General features: G+C 37.4%; 26 protein-coding genes and 1 tRNA gene. 3 read left to right on the forward strand and 24 right to left on the reverse strand.

All coding sequences use genetic code 11. The features are described 5' to 3' along the window. The first annotated feature begins 121 nt into the window (after positions 1–121). Together AACH31_RS07100 and AACH31_RS07105 are read left to right on the forward strand one after the other, a co-directional pair. Complete coding sequence (locus tag AACH31_RS07100) at positions 122–1024, forward strand: prenyltransferase (RefSeq protein ID WP_338507266.1); 903 nt, start codon at positions 122–124, stop codon at positions 1022–1024. Between the two features lie 9 nt (positions 1025–1033). Beyond that, complete coding sequence (locus AACH31_RS07105) at positions 1034–1687, forward strand: M48 family metallopeptidase (protein WP_338507265.1); 654 nt, start codon at positions 1034–1036, stop codon at positions 1685–1687. 82 nt (positions 1688–1769) lie between these two features. Here AACH31_RS07105 and AACH31_RS07110 read toward each other — a convergent pair whose 3' ends face one another. The 19 genes from AACH31_RS07110 to AACH31_RS07200 form a co-directional block, all read right to left on the reverse strand. Beyond that, positions 1770–2210, reverse strand: coding sequence for an HIRAN domain-containing protein (locus tag AACH31_RS07110; protein ID WP_338507264.1), 441 nt, complete (start codon positions 2208–2210; stop codon positions 1770–1772). A 242-nt stretch (positions 2211–2452) separates the two neighbouring features. Beyond that, positions 2453–2680, reverse strand: coding sequence for a hypothetical protein (locus AACH31_RS07115; protein ID WP_338617299.1), 228 nt, complete (start codon positions 2678–2680; stop codon positions 2453–2455). A 75-nt stretch (positions 2681–2755) separates the two neighbouring features. Then, on the reverse strand, positions 2756–2953 hold the full coding sequence (locus AACH31_RS07120) for a hypothetical protein (protein ID WP_338507262.1): 198 nt from the start codon (positions 2951–2953) through the stop codon (positions 2756–2758). A 103-nt stretch (positions 2954–3056) separates the two neighbouring features. Beyond that, the gene (locus AACH31_RS07125; protein WP_161830888.1) at positions 3057–3260 is read right to left on the reverse strand and encodes a hypothetical protein; all 204 of its coding nucleotides are present in this window, start codon (positions 3258–3260) and stop codon (positions 3057–3059) included. Between the two features lie 105 nt (positions 3261–3365). Continuing rightward, positions 3366–4184 carry an Rpn family recombination-promoting nuclease/putative transposase gene (locus AACH31_RS07130; protein WP_262950236.1) on the reverse strand — a complete coding sequence of 273 codons (819 nt, stop codon included), beginning with the start codon at positions 4182–4184 and terminating at the stop codon, positions 3366–3368. 87 nt (positions 4185–4271) lie between these two features. Next, positions 4272–4718 (reverse strand): hypothetical protein, encoded by a 447-nt coding sequence (locus AACH31_RS07135; protein ID WP_338617300.1) that lies wholly within the window; start codon positions 4716–4718, stop codon positions 4272–4274. Between the two features lie 256 nt (positions 4719–4974). After that, a complete protein-coding gene (locus AACH31_RS07140; protein ID WP_338617301.1) occupies positions 4975–6225 on the reverse strand; it encodes a restriction endonuclease subunit S in 1251 nt (416 codons plus the stop codon). Positions 6226–6240: 15 nt separating this feature from the next. Continuing rightward, the gene (locus tag AACH31_RS07145; protein ID WP_338617302.1) at positions 6241–7785 is read right to left on the reverse strand and encodes a type I restriction-modification system subunit M; all 1545 of its coding nucleotides are present in this window, start codon (positions 7783–7785) and stop codon (positions 6241–6243) included. Position 7786: 1 nt separating this feature from the next. Then, a complete protein-coding gene (locus AACH31_RS07150) occupies positions 7787–8371 on the reverse strand; it encodes a hypothetical protein (RefSeq protein WP_262950240.1) in 585 nt (194 codons plus the stop codon). Between the two features lie 88 nt (positions 8372–8459). Beyond that, positions 8460–11210: a type I restriction endonuclease subunit R gene (locus AACH31_RS07155; protein WP_338507256.1), complete on the reverse strand. Its 2751-nt coding sequence runs from the start codon at positions 11208–11210 to the stop codon at positions 8460–8462. A 298-nt stretch (positions 11211–11508) separates the two neighbouring features. Further along, entirely contained in the window at positions 11509–12318 is an 810-nt protein-coding gene (locus AACH31_RS07160; protein ID WP_338617303.1) for a hypothetical protein, read from the reverse strand. A gap of 245 nt (positions 12319–12563) precedes the next feature. Continuing rightward, the gene (locus AACH31_RS07165) at positions 12564–13004 is read right to left on the reverse strand and encodes an ASCH domain-containing protein (RefSeq protein ID WP_338617305.1); all 441 of its coding nucleotides are present in this window, start codon (positions 13002–13004) and stop codon (positions 12564–12566) included. Between the two features lie 96 nt (positions 13005–13100). Next, a tRNA-Arg gene (locus tag AACH31_RS07170) sits at positions 13101–13177 on the reverse strand. A 148-nt stretch (positions 13178–13325) separates the two neighbouring features. Further along, positions 13326–14099 (reverse strand): SDR family NAD(P)-dependent oxidoreductase, encoded by a 774-nt coding sequence (locus tag AACH31_RS07175; RefSeq protein ID WP_338617306.1) that lies wholly within the window; start codon positions 14097–14099, stop codon positions 13326–13328. A 63-nt stretch (positions 14100–14162) separates the two neighbouring features. Next, a complete protein-coding gene (gene rnc / locus AACH31_RS07180) occupies positions 14163–14873 on the reverse strand; it encodes a ribonuclease III (RefSeq protein WP_338617307.1) in 711 nt (236 codons plus the stop codon). Between the two features lie 121 nt (positions 14874–14994). Beyond that, positions 14995–15993, reverse strand: a complete 999-nt coding sequence (gene plsX / locus AACH31_RS07185; RefSeq protein WP_338617309.1) for a phosphate acyltransferase PlsX — start codon at positions 15991–15993, stop codon at positions 14995–14997. A gap of 70 nt (positions 15994–16063) precedes the next feature. Further along, the gene (gene recG, locus AACH31_RS07190; RefSeq protein ID WP_262950246.1) at positions 16064–18109 is read right to left on the reverse strand and encodes an ATP-dependent DNA helicase RecG; all 2046 of its coding nucleotides are present in this window, start codon (positions 18107–18109) and stop codon (positions 16064–16066) included. A 323-nt stretch (positions 18110–18432) separates the two neighbouring features. Then, positions 18433–20058, reverse strand: coding sequence for a DAK2 domain-containing protein (locus tag AACH31_RS07195; protein ID WP_161830876.1), 1626 nt, complete (start codon positions 20056–20058; stop codon positions 18433–18435). Between the two features lie 14 nt (positions 20059–20072). After that, positions 20073–20438, reverse strand: coding sequence for an Asp23/Gls24 family envelope stress response protein (locus AACH31_RS07200; RefSeq protein ID WP_161830875.1), 366 nt, complete (start codon positions 20436–20438; stop codon positions 20073–20075). A 213-nt stretch (positions 20439–20651) separates the two neighbouring features. Here AACH31_RS07200 and rpmB point away from each other — a divergent pair, with 213 nt between their 5' ends. Next, on the forward strand, positions 20652–20843 hold the full coding sequence (gene rpmB, locus AACH31_RS07205; RefSeq protein ID WP_055245030.1) for a 50S ribosomal protein L28: 192 nt from the start codon (positions 20652–20654) through the stop codon (positions 20841–20843). A gap of 55 nt (positions 20844–20898) precedes the next feature. Here the strand turns inward: rpmB and AACH31_RS07210 are convergent, their stop codons facing one another. From AACH31_RS07210 to spoVM, 5 genes are all read right to left on the reverse strand, one after another. After that, entirely contained in the window at positions 20899–21258 is a 360-nt protein-coding gene (locus AACH31_RS07210) for a hypothetical protein (RefSeq protein WP_161830874.1), read from the reverse strand. Between the two features lie 10 nt (positions 21259–21268). After that, positions 21269–21640 (reverse strand): hypothetical protein, encoded by a 372-nt coding sequence (locus tag AACH31_RS07215; RefSeq protein WP_161830873.1) that lies wholly within the window; start codon positions 21638–21640, stop codon positions 21269–21271. A 218-nt stretch (positions 21641–21858) separates the two neighbouring features. Continuing rightward, on the reverse strand, positions 21859–22314 hold the full coding sequence (gene tnpA / locus AACH31_RS07220) for an IS200/IS605 family transposase (RefSeq protein ID WP_161832950.1): 456 nt from the start codon (positions 22312–22314) through the stop codon (positions 21859–21861). Positions 22315–22618: 304 nt separating this feature from the next. Further along, on the reverse strand, positions 22619–23074 hold the full coding sequence (gene tnpA / locus AACH31_RS07225; RefSeq protein WP_161832950.1) for an IS200/IS605 family transposase: 456 nt from the start codon (positions 23072–23074) through the stop codon (positions 22619–22621). Between the two features lie 193 nt (positions 23075–23267). Continuing rightward, positions 23268–23348: a stage V sporulation protein SpoVM gene (gene spoVM, locus AACH31_RS11800; protein ID WP_161830905.1), complete on the reverse strand. Its 81-nt coding sequence runs from the start codon at positions 23346–23348 to the stop codon at positions 23268–23270. Between the last annotated feature and the right edge of the window lie 13 nt (positions 23349–23361).

Raw genomic sequence — 23361 nt, forward strand, 5'->3', positions numbered from 1 at the left:
TCATTCCGTTCATTGACAAGACATGATAAAATAATACACGATATTTATCAAAAAATAGAACTTTAACATCATGACCACTCACATTTAAAAAGGGGTTTTATCAACTTATACGAGGTGAATTATGTTCAATAAAGCTTATATCAAGAAATTTATTCAAGACTCATGGATCGCACTCCGGCCACTTTCTTTAACACTGGCCATCGGTTCCACCACGCTAGGAATCCTAGCCGCTTATCAAATGGGGGCCATTCACTTTAACGCTCCTTTCGACCTTCTTCTTATCTTTCTCATTACGGTTGCTGGATTACTGGCCCAGTCGGGTGCCAACTTAGTCAATGATTACTTCGAAGGGTCGTTTCGTTACTATCGTCCGGGGGGGCGCCAAATCAAATTTTTAGGGGTGGTCCGCACGTATTTTGATGTTTACGTCTTTTTATGGGCCATGGCTTGCTTCGCCATCGCCGGGCTCATTGGTCTTTTTTTAATTTACATCACCAATCTTCACATGCTAGTCATCGGACTGACAGGGCTTTTCATCGCCTATGCCTACACAGGAGAACCCTTTGTCCTCAAACGCAAAGGACTTGGAGTCATCATCTCCTTTATCGCCATGGGACCATTAATGGTATTAGGCGCAAGCTTTCCCTTTACAAAGGAATTATCTTGGTATCCCATCCTTCTGGCATTGCCTGCCTCGCTTTTCATTCCAGCTCTCATGATTAGTAATGAAATGCGTGATTTCACACGCGATCAACGGTTAAGTATCGGAACATTAAGTGTGCGCATCGGGAGTAAAAACAGCACCTACCTCTATCGAACACTAGTATTTGGGGCCTATGTTTTAACCACTATCTATGTAATCACAGGACTTTACCATCCCGTCGCCCTCATCGTCTTCTTAACCCTAAAAGATGCCCTTACCGCCAACCAGTCCGTCACAAACTTTGAAAAACTCGGAATTCCTTATACCAACCGTCTGCACTGGAAATTCACGCTTTTACTGATTATTTCCCTACTGTTTTAAGGAGGTTTTATGAAGCTAACGATTTGTAATGAAACATTTCACGTGGAGGTTCAATACGCGAAACGAAAAAAAATAAAGTTGGAGGCGACCCCTGAGGGGCACCTCACGCTTAAAGTTCCGCGGCACACGAGTGAGGAAGACATCGTGGCCTTTCTTGAATCCAAAAGCGAATTTTTAATGAACTTACGTCAAAAACAAAAAAATAAAAAAGTGATTTCCAACCAGAAATCTTATGCCGATGAAGAGCTCTTTCTTTACCTCGGTCGGGCTTTGCCCTTATCCCACCTCCTTGAGGAAATTCCCGAGGAAAAAGAGCAAATTCAACAAGCACTGCAACGATTTTACACTCAAAAGACAAAACAATACATCAAAAAACGAATTCCCCATTTTCAAACCCTCATTGGCGTCAAAGCAAAATCTGTGACCGTGCTCGACTCCCCTCGAACATGGGGAACGTGTAATTCTAAGCGGGAATTAACGTTCAACTACAAACTCACCATGGCACCCGAGATGGTGATTGATTACGTCATTATTCACGAGCTTTGTCACATCTATCATATGAATCATGACCGCTCTTTTTGGCGAAAAGTGGGGATGTATGACCCTAACTACAAACAACACCAAGCCTATCTTGAAACATTTGGCGGTGTCATGACTATTTAAAAAGCAGCCCCTCGGCTGCTTTTTATGATTTTCTTTGATAAAAGCGTTACTTTCCATTTTTATTTTACTTTTTAAAGCTGTTTTAGTCCCGCAAATAGACGTCTACTTTAATTTTTAGCCAGCGGCCTTTCCATTCCTTCGATTTTAATTCTCCAAAAAGAAATTTTCCTCCGTCCATTAAACGAGCGAATACTAAATTATCTCGCCTAGAGATATAGCCAATCTTATCGCCTGCGGGCGATTGAATAACAATGGCATAACTATCATGCGGATTAGTTGGTTCACGAAAAAAATCCAACCGACTCCCCACGTGTAGGGATGGTTCAATATCATTCATATTCTCAATATAGTGCGTCCCCGCCACCTGAATCTCAAGTAAAAAAATATCCCGTCCAAATGGCTTTATCGACGCCACCCTACGTCCTTTGGCGTGTAGTAACCTAATCATTCTAGCGAGTCTAACGATTATTTCCTTCATGAGCTCTCCCCCATCAACTGCTTGATTCTCATTTGATAACTGCAAGTTACCACCTTATCACCCTAGTAAACGCGTGAAATAAAACAATAGGTCCACATGGCCTTTCCTCCATGATTCCACCCCTAAGTTTTTTCCTTATTATAACATATCCTGGCTTATGAAAGAGAAAACTCATGATTATTTTCTCAACATCTCCCACTCTGATGAAATGATAGCAATCTGCCATTCTCCCAACCTATTTAATAATTACATAAAAAAGGCCCTCTCTCAAAGAAAGAACCTCTTGATCAATCATTCACAGTAAGATGTCGTAATTGACGAACTTCTTCAATTTCTACTCCCGTTGCTTTCGCAATCTGCTCATCATCTAAAACATCTAATAAATTCTTGGCAATTTCTCTATCGATTTGTTTCCTAACTTGTTCAAGCCCTTGCTTGACTCCCTTTTCAAACTCCCTTTTAAGGAGCTCATCTAATGTCATATATTCCACCTCCAACCTTTTATCTTGCTTCATCCGGTTAACCCTATCATGTCACTGATGCATAGACTCAGATGTTATTTGAGCGATACTTTTGTTAGAGAAGATTCATTAGTTTTCATCTCGTATTCGTCGAACTTCCTCAATCGTCAATCCTGTTTTTAACGCAATCGTTTCGTCATCTAAAACATCCAATAAATTATGGGCGATTTCTACTTTTTCCTCTTCCTTTCCTTGTTCAATTCCTTGCTCAATCCCTATTTTAATGCCTTTTTGGAGTTCTCGTTCTTTAATCTCCAATAATGTCATATATTCCACCTCCAACCTTTTATCCTGCTTAATCCGATTGACCCTATCATGTAGCTGATGCACGAGTTCGGACTTTTTGGTGAGGGAGATTTTTAGAAAAAGATTAATTATTTTTTTCGTTTCTTAATCGCCGAACTTCCTCAATCGTCAGTCCTGTTTTTAACGCAATTGTTTCATCATCTAAAACATCCAATAAATTCTGGGCGATTTCTACTTTTTCCTCTTCCTTTCCTTGTTCAATTCCTTGCTCAATCCCTATTTTAATGCCTTTTTGGAGTTCTCGTTCTTTAATCTCCAATAGTGTCATATATTCCACCTCCAACCTTTTATCCTGCTTAATCCGATTGACCCTATCATGTAACTGATGCACGAGTTCAGACTTTGTTGAGGGGGATTTTTATAAAAAAATCAATTACTTATTTTCGTTTCGTAATCGTTGGACTTCTTCAATCGTCAGTCCTGTTTTTAACGCAATTGTTTCATCATCTAAAACATCTAATAAATTCTTGGCGATTTCTACTTTTTCCTCTCTTTTCCCCTCTATTTTTCCATCCTCAAATTCTTCTTTAAAAATTTCGTATAATGTCATATATTCCACCTCCAACCTTTTATCTTGCTTAATCCGATTGACCCTATCATGTAACTGATGCACGAGTTCGGACTTTGTTTGAGCAACATATGTATCTGTTGAATTCTCAACATAGCTTAATAATTCCTTCATCTCCTCGTCCACGTCATCCATAACCCCACGTGTATTTAAAAAGATTTTTGTTGTCTCATCATTTAATTTTAGCGATTGATCTTCTATACAATAGTTTTCAAAACTGTAAATATGTCTCCCTTTGCCAAAAGGATCAAACGTGCAAATAAAGATGACAAAACTTTTACAAAGTTCTAAATAATCACTGCCCTTTTGAATAAAGTCCAAATCGACGCTTCCTTGATAATATCGACTCCTCTTCGCTAGGTTTTTATGTTTTCCTCTTTGCATCTCTACATTATAAATGGTTTCCTCTTCATCTTGAACATAAATGTCTAACCGAATCGCTTTACTCTCCATTACTAAATCAATGGACTTTTGGCTTTCCACAAATTTAATTTTTTTAATTTTAACCTTCAAAATCTTTTCTAGCACTTGCCGGCAAACTTCAGCATCGGAAAAGACCTTAGAAAACAAAAAGTCATCCGATAAATTTAATTCTTGTAACGTTCTTTTTCGTTGATAGGGCATGTAACGAACCTCCTCTATTATAGCATATTCAGGATTTCAAATAATCCTCTCTCTTTTAAATACGCTAATTAAAGGCGATTTCCTTTTTTATTTTTTCATTTCAATCTTTGTTCGATTGATTTCTTCTACTATTGTCTTCACCTCTTCATCCCGCAAATCATCAATCCGTATCATGTTATGATGGATTCCATTGAGCGATGTCCCTAACGAAATCCCTCTCTCTTCATCGATAATCCAAAATCGATCATGCAAGTTTTCAGAAGAATAGACTTTTATTTCACATCCTACTTTTTGACTAATTGTGTTGTATAGGTTTTTATTATAGTTCTCCTCATTTATGACTACCGTTATCTCCTTAGGATTTAACCGCGTCAATACATCAATCATTAAATCTTTATAGGGTTTATTAAAAGTGCCAAAGAAATAGGGGTCTATAATTAATAAACGACTCCCTGTGACCCCCTTACTCATTAAATAGGAAATCAGTTTATCTTTTCTTTCCTCCTTGCTCCCTACTAATATTTCGTGAGACACCTCCTGATTTCCCACAAATAAATCTTGATAGAAGCTCTCAACTGAATGGAAGAGAAATCCACTATTATCTGTTCATACGATTCTTTGTTCAACAACATCGGGTAAAAATACATCCATCACTTATCACCTTTTCAAATAAGACTTAGATGTTTTTAATATCCCCCGTTGACTTGTACTTATTACCGATTTCTTCTGTCATCTTGACCACAAAAGAAAAGGCTAGACCTTTTTCGTCTAGCTAATTCGTGACTTACTATTAAATAAACATTTGTTGTAACAACCCTTTTTTTAGTTTATTATAAGATTCCACCTTTAAAGATTCAAATTTAATCTTATTATCAATTTGGATTAATAAATCTGTTATTTTAATTTGCTCTTTTTCACACGGAATATTATACTTTATATCTTTTATGTCCTTTACATAAATATGCTTAATAGTTGTTCCTGAAACCTTTCTTATAATTAAAGATTTAAAATGATTAATTTGATAACTTAAAAATATACCATTTATATATTTCTTCGGTCTAAGAACATTTATGTCCCCCCCTAAACAAACATCGTCAACTAGAATACAACTTGCTGTAGCTAATCCTTCTGGTGTTACATCTGACGTAGGCATTAATACATCATATTTTTCAGACTTAAACCCTTGATCTTTTAAACATCTACTTTTTACAACATTTATAACCTCATCATACTGTGTAAATAATTCACCATATAGTACACATGGAATATCCTCATTATCAGATAAGTCTGATTTACTTAACCCATTCCCTTTAAAAAACTCAACTATGTTTTCTAACTTTTTTTCTTCCCACTCAGGGTATTTCTTTCCATTCTCATCTTTAAACCTTAGTTCTTGTGAGAAGATTTTTTGCATGAGCCCTTTTTTATAATTCTTTAATTCTTCCACCTTTTCGGTTTGAAGTTCTATCTTTTTATCAATTAAAGAAAAGAAAGAGGCTATTTTTTCTTGTTCCTCTATAGTAGGGACATAAAATTTCATTTGTTTTAATTCTGTTTTATTAAATTTAGGTTGACCACTTGCTCCGATTATTTGTACCAATTGTTTATGGAATGCTTTCGTATTAAATAAATAATATATATATTTTGTATTATTTATTTCACTTCTTAATAAAATTGCGTTTGGTCCCAAAACATTATTTTCACTTGGTAATTTCTCGGGTTCTACATAATAAGATTCTCCTATATTCGCACCTATATTAGGTAATATAATTGAATCTTCATTCAGATTTACTCTATACAAAAAATTATATGCTTTTTCATCAACAAAGATAAAATCCTTATTATTAAAATTACTCTTTAAATCAATAGTTCTTACTAATTGAGCGAAATTTTCACTATTGTAATAAGTTACACTATTTCTAATATTTTCAAAACTTCCTGCTGCAACGTAATCAGTAATTATATCACATATCTTTTCTATTTTATTACTTTCCCACTCTCCACTAAACTCTTTAAATCTAAGATTTGGTACTTTTTTCATTGTATTCGCCTCCTCTTATAGACCTAGTTCTTTTAAGTAAGATGATAGTTCTTCGTCGACTTGGGCGATTTCTCGGTCAATTTCTGCAATGCGTTGGCTGACGGCCTGTAAATCGACGGGCTCTTCCTCTTCAAATGTATCGACATAACGAGGGATATTTAAGTTGTAGTCATTTTCTTTGACTTCATCGAGTGTTGCCACATAAGAATATTTATCAATCATTTCACGATTTAAATACGTTTCGACGATTTTGTTCACGTGTTCTTCTGTTAAAACATTTTGATTTTTGCCTTTATCAAACTCATTGGACGCATCAATAAATAAAATATCTTCATTATGTTCACGGCATTTTTTGAACACTAAGATGACCGTTGGAATACTGGTTCCATAGAAAATGTTCGCCGGTAATCCAATGACGGCATCGAGGACGTTACGCTCCTCAATTAAATATTTACGAATGACCCCTTCAGCTGCCCCTCGGAATAAGACACCATGAGGGAGCACAACCGCCATCGTTCCTTTATCGTCTAACTGATAAATCATATGTTGAATAAACGTAAAGTCCGCTTTTGATTTAGGGGCTAGTTTTCCATACGCACTAAAACGTTCATCATCTAAAAACTTCGCATCCCCACTCCACTTCGCCGAATAAGGCGGATTGGCCACGATCGCCTCAAAACGTTCGTCTAAATGGTGCGGGTGCTCAATGGTATCATCGTTACGAATATCAAAATTCATGTAGTTCACGCCGTGTAATAACATGTTCATACGCGCTAAGTTATACGTCGTTGCCGTTAACTCCTGACCATAAAACTTACGAACATTCGCTTCACGCCCAACACGTAATAATAAAGAGCCTGAACCACACGTGGGGTCATACACATTCTTTAAGTCTTTTTTACCAGCCGTCACGATTTTAGCTAAAATTTTAGACACTTGTTGTGGCGTATAGAACTCTCCCGCTTTTTTCCCGGCATTCGCCGCAAACTGACCGATTAAATACTCATACGCATCCCCTAACACATCAATTTCGGAATTTTCATAAGCAAATGGGATATCAGCAATATCCGCTATCACCTTTGCGATTAACGCCGAACGACTTTTTACATCACGCCCGAGTTTTGAAGACGTTAAATCCATATCATCAAATAAATGGTCAAAATCTTGTTGACTTTCATGCCCAATCGTTGATTCCGTAATATTATTAATCGCCCCTTGCAACACTTCAATATCAAACGTACGCTCTTCAATTAACCGAAGTAACGATGAAAATAAGTACTTCGGTTCAATGAAATATCCGATATCACTAATTAACTCCTCCGATAGCGCCTCACGATACTCCTCATCTTGCCACGCCTCTTCATAACTAATTTCGTCTTCTTCTAATAACTTCGCCACCCGTTGCTCTACATTTTCCGATAAATAACGGTAAAAAATTAAACCTAAGATATAGTTTTTAAAATCATATGCCTCCATCGTTCCGCGTAACGTATTAGCAATCGACCATAAACGCGCATGTAAATCCGCCTGCTGTTGTTTTTGAATTTCACTCACTGTCATGCTATTTTTCCTCCTTCAACGTTCGAATCATCCATTCATTCATTAACTTTTCTTCTAATCTTTGTTTTTCAATCCATAGTTTTTTTCGCTGATGACCTAATCGGTAAACCGTTGCTATTTTCTCCTGAGTTGCGACGCCTGGGAGATCAATCGGTAATTCCCTTATTTTTTGCATCGATAAGGCTTGAAGACTTGAGCCTTGTCTTTCAACTGCTAACCGTCGTTGAATATCCGGATGCTCATTAAAATACCACGCCACATACTCGGGGCAAACCCCTTCGTGACATTCCAAATAAACAAAATTAATCGGAATCACGTACCCTTCATACGCATCTGTCACCACAAAGGCCCGAGGGGCCGTTAACCCAATCAAAACCATTCCGACCTTTGCTAGTGGAACTTCTCGAATATATCGATCACTCACTAAAACTTCTTGGCCTTCTACCTGTAAATGAGGGTCTACTGTTACCTTATTTAACTCTTGAATGGTAAACAATCGCCTTGGATAAGCTTTTTCATTCGGTTTTGCCTTAATACGAGCGAGCGTTGCTCCTATTGAGAGTTTACCCACTTCTTCTAGCTTCATACTTTTTCACCTGCTTTTCATACTAAAAGCATAACATATCACTCGAATAGTGTCAAAAGAAAAAGTGCTTTTGTTAAAAAAAGCACTTTTAATTATATTTATTCGTATGATCCACAATAAATTCTTTCACTTTTTTGACCTTACGTTTTTTAGCTAACAATTTATCGACGACAGCGTCCGAAATTTCTTGATGATTCAAAATACCCGCATACTGATACTCAGCCACAAATTCTTGAATGGTTTCCTCATTCAGGTTCACTTCCTCAGCAAAATATTTAACTTCTTCTTGTCGGGATTGTTCTTCAAACGCATAGTAAGCTTCGTCAATCGAATCTTCTGGCGACAACGTTGGAATCACTTTATTTAAGAAAGATTTTAATAAATCTACTTTTAGACGTAACTCCTCATTATCCGCTCGATCAAGTTCTGCTATAATCTCTTTAATATCTTCGTCACGCTGTTTTGTATCTGTTAAATCAATTTGACGAATCAAGTTCATGATATAGCTGACATTAATTTTATCGGTATGCATGATTTCAATACAAAAATCAAGATCGGCTAAAACAGACACCTTTTCTCCTTCGGCGCGTTTCACCTCATCATAAATTAAGAAATACTTACTTTTAAAATCTTGGTACGTCTGCTCGGAAATCCCCACCGTCTCTTCATTAAACTCAAACTCCGTAAAGGTCTCAAGTTTCACTAAAGCCTTGGAAAGTTCACGGAAACTTAAAATAAATTGCCGTTTTTCTTCCTCGGTTTGAAGCCCATCCACCTCTTGTGGCGATTTAACAAGCTCATACAAGCGATTTAACTCTGCCTCAAACAAATCTAAATAATAACTGTAACTTCGCATTAACACCGTATCTGTATTATTCGTATCCGAGAACAGGCGGATTGCATCATCCGTATTTTCTTTTAAATTACGATAGCAGACAATATTTCCATAAGGCTTCGTCGTTTTTTGCACGCGATTCGTTCGGGAATAAGCTTGCAATAAATCGTGATATTTTAAATTTTTATCAACATAAAGCGTATTTAACGTTTTCGCATCAAACCCTGTTAAGAACATATTCACGACTAATAAAATATCAATTTGAGCATTTTTCACCCGCTTCGAGACATCGGAAAAATAATTTGAAAACGTGTCGGTCGAATAATTCGTATGGAAAAGTTGATTATAATCAGCAATCATCCGCTCTAAACTATCGCGCGAATGTTCATCACGCCCTTCACTGTCTTCATTCGCTCCAAATGTAAAGATCCCTGCAATTTTGAGACGATGATCCATCGCTTTAAATGCATCATAATATTTAATTAACATCGGAATACTTTGCACCGTAAAAATCGCCGTATATTCACGATTACGCGTTTTAGCGTCATGATTTGCGATAATGTGTCGCGCGATTTCTTCAATACGCGTCTCATTCATAAAAACTTCATCCGTATTAATCGCATGAACCTTCGTATCATCCATTTCATCGTAATTTCCACGAATCGTATTAATATACTCGACCGAAAAACCAAGGACATTTTGATCATTAATCGCATCTTTAATTAAATAATGGTGCAAACACTTTTCAAAAAGATCAGCTGTTACCCGCCCGTCCTGACTCTTATTCTCTTCAAAACGTGGCGTTCCAGTAAACCCGAAATATTGTGCCTGATGAAAATGTTTATTAATGGCTTTATGCATATCTCCAAACTGAGAACGGTGGCACTCATCAATAATAAAAATCACTTTCTCATTCCGATACTGGTCCATAATTTTTTCATACCGCGGGGACTTCACCGCATTCGCCATTTTCTGAATCGTCGTCACGATTAACGGACGGTTAATATCTTTAATTTGTTGAACCAATTTATCCGTTTTATCCGTCGTATCCACAGAATCCGGTTCAAATTTATTAAACTCCTTAATCGTTTGACTATCTAAATCTTTACGGTCAACTAAAAAGAAGACTTTCTTAATCCCTGGTTCATTCGCCAAAATCTGACTGGCCTTAAATGAAGTTAACGTCTTCCCACTCCCTGTCGTATGCCAAATAAAACCATTATTATTTGTCTCAAGGGCACGTGTCACCAACGCCTCTACCGCATAAATTTGATAAGGCCGCATGACCATTAATAATTGATCCGTTTCATTAATCACCATATAACGCGCAATAATCTTCGAAATTTGACACTTTTCCAAGAACGTAAACGCAAAATCGCCCAATTGACTAATCCGCTCATTATTCACATTCGTCCAAAAGAACGTTTGACTATACATCAATTCCTTATCCGTATTGGCAAAATACTTCGTGTCAACCCCATTACTGATGACAAAGATTTGGATATAGCGGTAAAGACCTTGATAGGAATGCTTGCGATAACGATCAATTTGGTTAAACGCCTCCTTCATATCTAGTCCGCGTCGTTTCAACTCAATTTGAACAACGGGTAACCCGTTAATTAATACCGTTACATCGTAACGATTCGTATATTTTCCAACAACCGTCGTTTGAGCCGTCACTTGAAATCGATTTTTACACCAATGCAAGCAATCAAAAAATTCTAAGTAAATTTCAGAACCATCCTCGCGTTCAAGCACAAACTTATCCCTTAAAATTTTCGCACTCTGGAAAACACTCTTCCCTTCTACATGGCGCATGACGCGTTCAAACTCTTTATCCGTTAAAGGGACACCGCCCAATTTTGACTCATTATGGAGTGATAACTGCTTTCTAAAATTTGCGACTAACTGCTCTTCGTCCGCGATACTGACCTTTTCATACCCCAAATCGCACAATTGAGCAATCAATTGTTTTTCTAATTCTGCTTCGCTTTGATAAGACATCATCAAGCCCCCTTATTTTAATCGTCTCCCTTACCACCCACATCATCGCTAGATTGGCATAAGAGAAATTAAGCTTTTCTACATTAACTAACCTTTTTTTCAGTCACTTTATATTTAATATCGACAAAATAATAAAATTTACTCTAAATTCCTATTTATCCTTCACCTAAATAGGCCCTACCATAATTCTTATACTAGTGTACCACAAAAGTAATAAAAATTTAAGATTCCAGTGTTCTCTGCACCTTTTTAACCTCAAAAAAACAGGCTCACTCTAAAAAGTAGCCTGTTTTTCATCTTACGGTTGAAGCGGACACTCAAAAATAAAGGTTTCAAATTCCACGTTATAATCATCTGATAATCCTTCAAATACAAATCGAACGTCACCGCCATTTAAATCAATCGCCGGAAATGTCACAACCCCTTCAGAAACAACTCCAGGTAGGATATCATCACTGATTTGTTCATATTGAGCTTCCCAGTTTTCTTCGTAATCGTACTGTTTATTTCCTTGTTGCACCATCGAATTGTATGGATAGAACTGAATATTCGTTGAAGATTCATTTTCTATTTTTAAATATGCGCGTGTTTCACTTTTCGCAAATTCTACGCGTTCAAGCGTCATTTTATATCCATTCTGATTCAATTCTTGATTAAGTTCGACGGTCTTCATAGACGGAGCAAAAGCCGTTGCATAATCGACTTTCTCCACCTGTGTTGCTGCTACACCCGGCATCGTCATCGTTACTCCTAAAAGATTTTCTCCTTCAACTTCATCGCCAATCACACCTGTGACTCGAACAATATCGTCAATACTTACCTCCAAGTTTGGATCATCGATACTTACGAGCGTATTTCCATCATTTCCCCCATCAAGAATAAACACTTGCAAGTAAGTCCCATTCTTATCACGGGATGGTTCTGTAAAAACCTTACCATAAAACTCAACTCGGCGTCCCTTATAGTCCTTCGTATTCGTATAAATTTGTTGAAACTCTTCCGATGTTACAACAGGCTCTTCTGCCTTCTCTTTTTCTTCCTTTGAATGACCACATGCCGTAAAAAGCAATAAAGAAAGCACAACTGAAAAATATAACCATCTTTTCATTTTCACACCTCACTTGTATTACAATGCCATCAATCTATATTCTATGTTTTTTCATGGATACCTATCCCCTTTTTAAAACCTATTTCATCAAACAATTAAATTCTTTGAATAAATCCATGACCTATCTTCCATAATAAAAGGGTAGATACGGGATATCTAACATCTACATTGGGAATCTTCCCTGATTCCCACGCTAAAATATCTTTCACTGATAAAAAATTCACCTCGCCATGAGGTGAATTTTTTTATGGTTTATAAACGACCTGAAACTCTTCACACACGACGAGCATTTCCTCGTGAAATTGCAGTCCTATTTCTAAAAGTTCCTTAGAAAAAAATTCGTGATGAGCGCTGCGCCAAGATTCTAGCGATCGATCCTCTTCTCCTTCTTTAAAGGCGTGCTCCTCAGTTACTTCATTAAATGGAACGATGCTTACCTTCATCGTCTCCACGATACAAACAGCCTCCTCTCGGCCATTTAAAATAACGTTATAATCAGAAACTTGCGGTAACCGCTCCTCCCCTCTTTCATACCAAACATAAAGAGAACTCGTCGCAGTTTTTTGCCCTCTCATCACTAAATTAGCTAACTCATCCGCCTCCACGGCAAAGGCCCATGTCTGATAGTCATCTCCCGCCTCCTGATTCAATGAGTGATAACTCTCCCATAATTCCTCATGCGTCATTCCATCCCCCTCTTTCAAATAAAAAAAGACTTCTAATCACGTTCATTAGAAGTCTTTTTCCTTATATGATTCCTTGTATTAGGACTTTTATCAAAGTGGCGCGCCTGGCAGGAGTCGAACCCACAACCCTCTGATCCGAAGTCAGATGCTCTATCCAATTGAGCTACAAGCGCTAATTAAATTATCAATTTCCTTACATTTATGATTATATCGCTTTTTTTTCCTTTGGTCAACCCATAATCCCTATTTTTTTAAAATCTTCGGTTGAGGGTTTACCTTTTTAAAAGCCCTCGAATTGATCGAGGGACTTTGAATCTTCACTTATTTTTTCTTCAGCTGCGTTTGATAAACGATCTGACACCCTAACTTCCTTGGAATTAATCGATTCAAAAACAATAACACACGATTTGAATACCCAGGAATAATCAGAGTCTTCCCCTTCATCCATTCGTAATAGGCATACTTCGCCACCTCATGTGCAGTCGGCACCTTCATTGCAGATTTTGCTACCTTGATCTTTGCCCGCTGCTGAAACCCTGTGTCAACAGGGCCTGGGCAGAGGGCACTTACAACAACCGATGACCCTTTCGCCTCTAACTCCTTCGTAATCGCCTCCGTCAGCTGCAACACGTACCCCTTACTCGCATAATACGACGCCATCAATGGGCCAGACTGAAAAGCCGCGGTTGACGCCACGTTTAACAAATAGCCGCGATCCTGTGCGACAAATCGTCTTAAAAACAGCTTGCTCAAATAATGAACGCTCTTAATATTCAAATCAATCATATTAAATTCATCTGAAATATCTAATTCTAAAAACTCTCCGTATAACCCATACCCCGCATTATTGACTAAACCAATGACGTCGTAGGCTAAACACGCCTCATACAATCGACAAACCTCATCGGGGTTCGAAAGATCCATTGGCATCACCACAACCTGGCATCCTGCATATTTCTCCATCCTTTCTTTTAACGTTTCCAATAAAGATTGACGTCTGGCTACTAATATTAATGAATGCCCTTCACGGGCGAGTACTTCACACATTGCCTCCCCAATACCTGAGGAAGCGCCCGTCACAACAAAATACGCCATCAACCATTCACTCCTCCAAAGAAAAAGGCAAAACTCTTTTTTCCTAAGTTTTGCCTCTTCCCTCTATTTTTTTTCACTCGTTTTCGCTAAAATTTCAATGGCTCCTTTAGCTGCTTGCTGTTCCGCTTCTTTTTTCGTTTTACCCATTCCACGACCGAGTGTAATTTCATCTAATAAAACAGCCGCTTCAAATAAACGGTTATGCGCAGGTCCGCTTTCTGATACAATTCGATATTCAATCGCCTTTTTAGAATCAGCTTGAACCAGTTCCTGTAACGTGCTCTTATAATCAAAAACATGCATCACAGTTCCTTTTTGATACGCCTCATGAATAATCTCATGCACAAATGGATAGACAACATCCATTCCTAGGTCTAAGTAGATAGCGCCTAAGAAGGCCTCAAAAGCATCGGCTAACACCGTTGGACGTTCACGACCTCCTGAGTTCTCTTCCCCACGACCGAGTAACATTAATTGTCCAATATTAAGTTTACGTGCGTAAGATTCTAAAGACGGCTCACAGACTAATTGGGCCCTGATCTTCGTCATTTCCCCTTCAGATAACGCAGGTTTCAAATTAAATAAATAATTAGATACCGTTAGTTCTAAGACCGCATCACCTAAATATTCTAAGCGTTCATTATCTTCAATCTTATAACGACGATGTTCGTTCACATATGATGAATGCGTAAAGGCTTGACAATAACGATCAAGTTGTTTAAAAGGTATCTTATTTTCATTTAAAAACTCCGTTAATTGATCTAAATACGCCATACAATCTCACCTCCATTCAATGTGAAGTAATTATAACCTTTTTCCTGTTATTTCTCAAGCCATTCAAATCAACATCACAAAATTCGACGAAAATAGAATCTATTTTCGTCGAAGAAATTGATTAATTTGATTTTAACGCTTCACTAATTTTATGAACGACGTCTTTGGATACCGTTTCACGTGCCTGACGAATGGCATTCATTAACGCCGTAGCATCTGATGATCCGTGTGCTTTAATAACTGGAGCCGATACCCCTAATAAAATTCCGCCTCCAACTTCAGATGCATCCATGCGTTTTTTAATACGAGAAATTGCCGGTTTTAATAACAACGCTCCAATTTTTCCACGCGTCGTTGATAAAAACTCTTCTTTAATTAACGATAATAATGATTTTGAAGTTCCCTCAACCGATTTAAGAGCGATATTTCCTGAATAACCATCTGCCACAATAATATCGACCTCTCCTGCAATCATGGTTTTCCCTTCCATGTTTCCAACAAAATTAATCGATGGGTCCGCTGAAATAAGGGCAAATGCTTCTTTTTGTAAATCTGTTCCCTTTCCATCTTCTGTTCCAATGTTCAATAGGGCAACCGTTGGATTTTGAATATGCATCACCTCACGTGCATAAATAGAGGCAATTTTAGCATTTTGATATAAGTATTGTGGTTTCGCATCGCTCGTTGCTCCAGCGTCACATAAAATCGTATATTTGTTCTTTTTAATCGTTGGCATTACCGGTGCTAATGCCGGACGCTCCACTTCTTTTAAACGCTTCACCACTAAGGTTCCCGCTGCAATTAAAGCCCCAGTTGCTCCAGCCGAAACAACTGCATCAATCGCCCCCGTTTTTGCATCCTTACATGCACGCACCATCGATGAGTCTTTGAATTTGCGGATAGCCATCGCTGGGTCTTTAATATCCATTGGAATCACCTCTTCACAATGAACGATTTGAATTCGATCATGAGGCTCCTTCATAAATTTAAGAATTTCAGATTCAATTCCATATAAATAGACTTCAATATCATCAAACTTTTTAACGGCTTGATATGCGCCTAATACTGTTTGCTCAGGTGCAAAATCGCCACCCATCGCATCTAATCCGATTTTTATCATGTACCTATCCACCTATCTCTTTATTTTTACTTATAATTATAAGCTATTTCTTCCTAAAAAGAATCCCTTTTTAGTCAAATTGATGCATTTCATTGGCCACGGTCTCTTGAATATAATCACGTAACCCCAAAAATTCGTTATTATATAAAAATTCATCCGAGCTCACTAATGCATAAGCATCCTGCATCGCTACTTCTAGTATGTTGTAGTCTTCGACTAAGTCAGCCATTTTAAATACCGGTGCCCCTGATTGTTTCTCACCAAAAAAGTCTCCCGGTCCTCTGAGTTTCAAATCAGCCTCTGCAATCTCAAAACCGTCCGTCGTTGACGTCATGATTTTAAGGCGCTCTAAGCTCTGTTCATTTTTAATATCACTCATCAATAAACAATACGCCTGCTCACTTCCACGACCGACGCGACCTCTTAATTGGTGGAGTTGTGAGAGTCCAAATCGATGCGCATCGTAAATGAGCATCAAGTTCGCATTTGGCACATTAACTCCGACTTCAATAACGGTCGTTGAAACTAAAATTTGCGAACGATTTGCGACAAAGTCTTCCATCACAGCATCCTTTTCAGCTTGTGAGAGTCGTCCATGCATTAATCCAACTTTTGCCTTACCTAAAAAGTGATGCTGCCATAATTGATGAACTTCAACTGCATTTTGAACATCGAGTGCTTCTGATTCTTCGATCAGTGGGGTAATGACGTAGGCTTGTTGGCCGTGGTCTAAAATGGTTTTTTGAATAAAGTCTAAGGCGCGATCGAGTTTAGCGCTATCGATGAGAAAGGTCTCGACGGGTTTTCGGCCTTGTGGCATCTGGTTAATGATGGATACATCCATGTCTCCAAATGCTGAAATCGCCAACGTCCTTGGAATCGGGGTTGCTGTCATCATTAAAACATCAACAACGTCTCCTTTTTCACGAAGCATCTTTCGTTGATTCACTCCAAAGCGGTGTTGTTCATCCGTAATGACAAGCCCAAGATTATGAAAAACAACGTCTTGTTGGATAATCGCATGGGTTCCGACAATGAGGTCGATGTCTCCCGAGGCCAACTTGGCTAAAATTTCACGGCGACGTTTTCCTTTTACGGAACTGCTTAAAAATTCAATTTGGAATTCTTCATAAGGTTTAAATAAGTCAACGAGGGATTTAAAGTGTTGTTGGCCTAAAATTTCAGTTGGAACCATTAATGCCGTTTGGTATCCTGAGAGCATCACCATTAGTAGGCTAATTGCAGCAACGACTGTCTTTCCGGATCCAACGTCCCCTTGCAGTAGACGATTCATTCGACTCCCAAGCTTTAAGTCCTCTTTAATTTCTTGTAGTACCTTTTGTTGAGCATCCGTGAGTGTAAACGGAAGGTTTTTTATAAAGGTTTCGACCCGCGTTTCATCAAAAACTTTCTCAGCTCCTTGGCGTTCGATTTTTGTCTGATAACGTAAATATTGTAATTTAAGTTGAAATTTAAGTAATTCCTCATATTTAATCCGACGTTTAGCCTGACGAACCTGTTCTTTATTTTGAGGAAAGTGAGAGAATAAAACCGCCTCCTCCGCCGATATGAGTCGATATCGCATTCGGATTTCATGAGGTAAGTCATCATTCAATGACGCCCCATAGGTATCATACGCCTCTTTTAAAATTTTTTTAAATGTTTTAACGGGGATTTCTTTTAAGGAGTAGATGGGTTCAATTTTTTTACCATCTACGGTTCCTAGTTTTATATCCGTCGCCGTAATCACTTTCCGTCCGAGATCCCATTTCCCTGTCACTGTGACAAGTGTATCGAGTTTTAGTTGATTTTTTAAAAACGTTCGATTAAAGATGACTACCTTCACGATTTCTTGGTTGACTAACACATTAAAGCTTAATCGCGACTTCATCTTTCCGTAATACTGCACCTGACACGCCGTCACAACCTTACCTAAAACGGTAATTTTCTCTTCATGCATGGCACGGTGAATATCGATCAACTCAAAGCTATCATAGCGGTAAGGAAAATACTCTAATAAATCCTTGACGCTTTCGATTTTTAAATGCTGTAGTTTTTCAAGAAGAGACGGCCCTACCCCTTTAACTTTTCCAACTGGAACCGTAGCTAGTGACATCTCATCACACCCTTTCTATCCTCGGTGAACAAATTTATTGAACAAACGTTCTTTAAATCTTATTTTATCACAATTTTCTTCATTCGCTCTACCTCCGACAAAATTTTATCTCTTTTATAGCTTTTCTTGTTTTCAATGATGACACCATTGAAGCGTTAGCCTCTCCATCATAAGAATAACCTCCTTTAACTCTAACTAAAAAGACTCTCCCTTAGCTGCGAAGCATTCACTTATGCATACATTCCCCATTCTTCCCATCATAACTCTTCATACTACTTATAAAAACAAAAAAAGATGAGAATATTCATTCTCACCTTTTTTAATTATTCAACTGAAATAATATATGAATAAACAGGTTGTTGTCCGTTAAAGATTGTTACTTCCACATCGTCATATTTATTCTCAATGTATTCTGCTAATTCATCAGCTTCATCTTCATCGACACCTTCACCATAAAGAATTGTAACAATTTCGCTGTCTTCATCAATCATTTTATCGGCTAAAGCGCAGGCACTTTCAAAACGTTCTGGAACAGAAATCACAATATCTTTGTCTAAAATTCCGATAAAGTCATTTTGTTTAATGTCAACACCGTTCATTTGTGTATCGCGAACCGCGTATGTGACTTGTCCAGATTTAACTTCTTTAATTGCCGCTGTCATCTCTTCCTCATTATCTTCAATCGGTGCATTTTCATTAAACATCATTAATGCCGTATATCCTTGAGGAATCGTTTTTGAAGGCACAACAACAACATTTGCATCTTCTGTTACATCTTTAGCTTGATTTGCCGCCATAATGATATTACTGTTATTCGGTAAAATGATAATGTTCTTCGCATTCAACTCTTTAATTGCCGTTAAGAAATCTTCTGTTGAAGGATTCATCGTTTGTCCACCTTCAATCACGTAATGGCACCCTTGTTCTTCAAATAACTGTTTAACACCTTCACCAGCAACAACTGAAATAATTCCATACTCAGCTTTCTCTGCTTTTGCAACCGGAGCGTTTTGACCAATGATCTCATTATGTTGCTCCGTCATATTTTCAATTTTTAATTTCACGAATTCACCGTGTTTTTGTGCTAAATTCAACGCATCCCCTGGTGTTAAGGTATGGACATGCACTTTAACGATATCTTCATCTTGCACCACGACAATTGAATTCCCTAACTTTTCTAATCGTCCACGGAAAACATCTTCTTTAAATGGTCGACGTCCTTCCTCTAAACGAATGATGAATTCTGTACAATATCCAAACTCGACTTCCTCACTTGATAAAGCCGTTTGAGCAGCCTCTTGTGTGGTTGTCTGTTCTTCTAATGCGATTGTTTCTCCTTTTAATGCTTTTAAGAAACCTTCAATAATATAAAGTAATCCTTGCCCACCACTATCAACAACACCAACTTCCTTTAAAACCGGAAGTAATTCTGGTGTACGATTTAACGACGCTTGCATTTCATCAACCACTAACTGATAAAGAGCCTCCATTGTTTCAACTGTTTCATAATTAGCAACTGCTGCCTCTGCAGATTCGCGTGCAACCGTTAAGATTGTTCCTTCAATAGGCTTCATAACTGCCTTATATGCCGTTTTTACACCACTTTCTAATGCCATCGCAACTTCTTCAATATTTGCTTCGTCCTTCCCCTCAAGTCCTGTCGCAAACCCTCTAAATAACTGCGATAAAATAACTCCTGAATTTCCACGTGCACCCATTAATAATCCACGAGATAATACTTTAGCAACCTTTCCGACTGAGGCTTCATTTAAGGCAAGTAATTCTTTAGCCCCTGCCGTCATCGTCATGCTCATATTCGTTCCCGTATCACCATCTGGAACAGGGAACACGTTAAGTTGGTCAACATATTTAGAATGATTCGCTAAGTTATTAGCCCCGTTAATTACCATTTGTTTAAATACGATTCCATTAATCTGTTGTAACGACATGTTCAATACTCCTCCTAGCGATCTAAACCTTTAACTCCTTGTACAAACACATTAACTTCTTTAACGTGTTCACCGAAAGTTTTTTCGATCACATATTCTACCTTCTTCTGAATTTCAAAACATACTTCTGATACTTTAATTCCGATTCCAACAATAACATATAAATCTACAATTAATTTATTATTTTCATCTGCGCGAAGTGTAACACCTTTACTATAGTTTTCCTTTCCTAAAACAACGGCTAATCCATCTTTAACTAAATTTTTTGAAGCCATCCCCACAACACCATAACATTCCGTTGTTGCATTCCCAATGACTGTTGAAAGAGCCTCTCTTGAAATATCAATTCGACCATATTCATTTTTAATTTGGACTGTCATCTGCGACAAACCTCCCTCAGCGCTTTATTCTTAACTTCAATTTTACTATATATTATACACATTGACAAATATAAAATGCCCCTAAAGCCAGGTAAAACCACTTTAACATGACTATTATCCGCAATTATTTCAAAAAAACTTGCTAATCAACAAAAAGTATGATAAATTTATAGGAGTCTCAGATATGAATGTGAAGTAAGGAGGTTTTTACTAATGGCTCGTGTTTGTACAGTAACTGGACGTCGTACTAAAACTGGTAATGCTCGTTCACACGCTATGAACGCTTCAAAACGTACTTGGAAGTCTAACGTTCAAAAAGTTAAAATCTTAGTTAACGGTAAACCTAAAAAAGTATACGTTTCTGCTCGCGCATTAAAATCAGGAAAAGTAGAACGCGTTTATTAATAACATAAAAAAGGTTATCTCTTATGAGATAGCCTTTTTTATGTTATTAACCATCTTATTCTATCCAAATTCTTGTTTTTTCCGTTTGGGTTAAAATATTCACAAAATCGCCCAGCGCTTTTTTTTCGATAAATAGAAGTAATTGATCATAGTCAATATCAGCATATTTTAAAAGCTCCTGTTTAACCACCTCAATTTTTAAAACCGAACTCGCTAATGAAACAGGAATTCGAAAGGTCATCAAACTTTCTGTTTCCTCGAATTGATTGATATTAATATTTAAATATCGATACGTTTGTCCATTTATGCTCTCATAACTTTGTTCAATTGTTTTAATCAATTGTTGGGCCTGCTCGGCCGTAATGATCCGACGCTCGACCATTTTTAAAATTTTAATTAATTCCTCACTCTTCATAAGGCCCCCCTTATTGTGTGATGATACGGACTTGGATTTCTTCCGATTGTAACCGAAAAACTTCAATTGGCGGATAGTCTGCCATTAACTCAACAATTTCTTTTAAGTGTCTTAGAATTTGTGACTTCTCCTCCTTTGTTAACGGATTTGTTGATTCCCCTTGTTCAAAAGTAATAAAAGGGGCACATAGTTTTAAAAAAGGGGTAACAAATTTCAAAGAAACAGCGGGTAATAAAATTTTTTTCCCTCGATGAGTCACTAACAATTTAATTTTACAGGCGCTTTGCTTCTTTAATTTAGTGCCTCGTTCTATCTCCTTAATTGCTTGTGGAACATTTAATTGGCCGGATTCTATCTTTTCTAGTACCGCTAAATAGTTCAAGGCTCATCCCCCTCTCTCCCCTTCATCTCCCTATATTGTATTCAAAAAAACATTTAAAAATTATGTAAAAATAAAAACTACCCGTCAAACGGGTAGTTTTCTCCAGGGCTATAAGCCCTGATTACCGGCTAGCGTCTCAAGGCGCTAGCTTTCACTTTGTTCAAGCTACTTGCCATTGCCACCTTTGCTCACCCCTAAAGGAGTGTTCGTTCTACTGGCTACCCCTTAAAGGGGTCTTCATATTCTTTTACACTTAATTTATCCATCGCAATATCATGCTTTTCCTGATCCTGAATATATTTCCTTATCGTTGCCTCATTTAGGCCAACCGTACTGACATAATATCCTTCTGCCCAAAAATGCCGATTTCCAAATTTGTATTTCAAATTTGCATGTTTATCAAACATCATCAATGCACTCTTTCCTTTCAAATATCCCATAAAACTAGATACACTCATTTTAGGTGGAATACTTACTAACATATGTACATGATCTGGCATTAAATGCCCTTCAATAATTTCAACTCCTTTATAGGCACAAAGTTGTTTTAAAATATCTCTTATACTTGTTTTATATTGATTATATATTATTTTTCGTCTATACTTAGGAGTAAACACAATATGGTATTTGCACATCCATTTTGTGTGCGATAAACTATTTGTTTGATTCGCCATAAAAATCACCTTCTCTTCTAAAATAGTAGCTTGAACAACTCTATTATAGGAAAAAAGGTGATTTTTTAATGGAGTTATAAACTTTTATTCGCCACCCGCATAGCGGGTGGTTTTATGTTTCACACGCTTTGCGTGTTCAACAGACTAAAGTCTCTAATAAAAACTACCCGTCAAACGGGTAGTTTTCTCCAGGGCTATAAGCCCTGATTACCGGCTAGCGTCTCAAGGCGCTAGCTTTCACTTTGTTCAAGCTACTTGCCATTGCCACCTTTGCTCACCCCTAAAGGAGTGTTCGTTCTACTGGCTACCCCTTAAAGGGGTCTTCATATTCTTTTACACTTAATTTATCCATCGCAATATCATGCTTTTCCTGATCCTGAATATATTTCCTTATCGTTGCCTCATTTAGGCCAACCGTACTGACATAATATCCTTCTGCCCAAAAATGCCGATTTCCAAATTTGTATTTCAAATTTGCATGTTTATCAAACATCATCAATGCACTCTTTCCTTTCAAATATCCCATAAAACTAGATACACTCATTTTAGGTGGAATACTTACTAACATATGTACATGATCTGGCATTAAATGCCCTTCAATAATTTCAACTCCTTTATAGGCACAAAGTTGTTTTAAAATATCTCTTATACTTGTTTTATATTGATTATATATTATTTTTCGTCTATACTTAGGAGTAAACACAATATGGTATTTGCACATCCATTTTGTGTGCGATAAACTATTTGTTTGATTCGCCATAAAAATCACCTTCTCTTCTAAAATAGTAGCTTGAACAACTCTATTATAGGAAAAAAGGTGATTTTTTAATGGAGTTATAAACTTTTATTCGCCACCCGCATAGCGGGTGGTTTTATGTTTCACACGCTTTGCGTGTTCAACAGACTAAAGTCTCTAATAAAAAAATAGTTGTCGATTAATTCGACAACTATTTTTAGTGTTTCTTGAACACATTCATAATACTTTGAATAATAACACTGATCCATTTTGGTAGTTTGATTGTATAGAATCTCATCTTTATCCGCTCC

It is taken from the genome of Turicibacter faecis, from assembly GCF_037076425.1.
Taxonomy (GTDB): Bacteria; Bacillota_I; Bacilli_A; order MOL361; family Turicibacteraceae; genus Turicibacter; species Turicibacter faecis.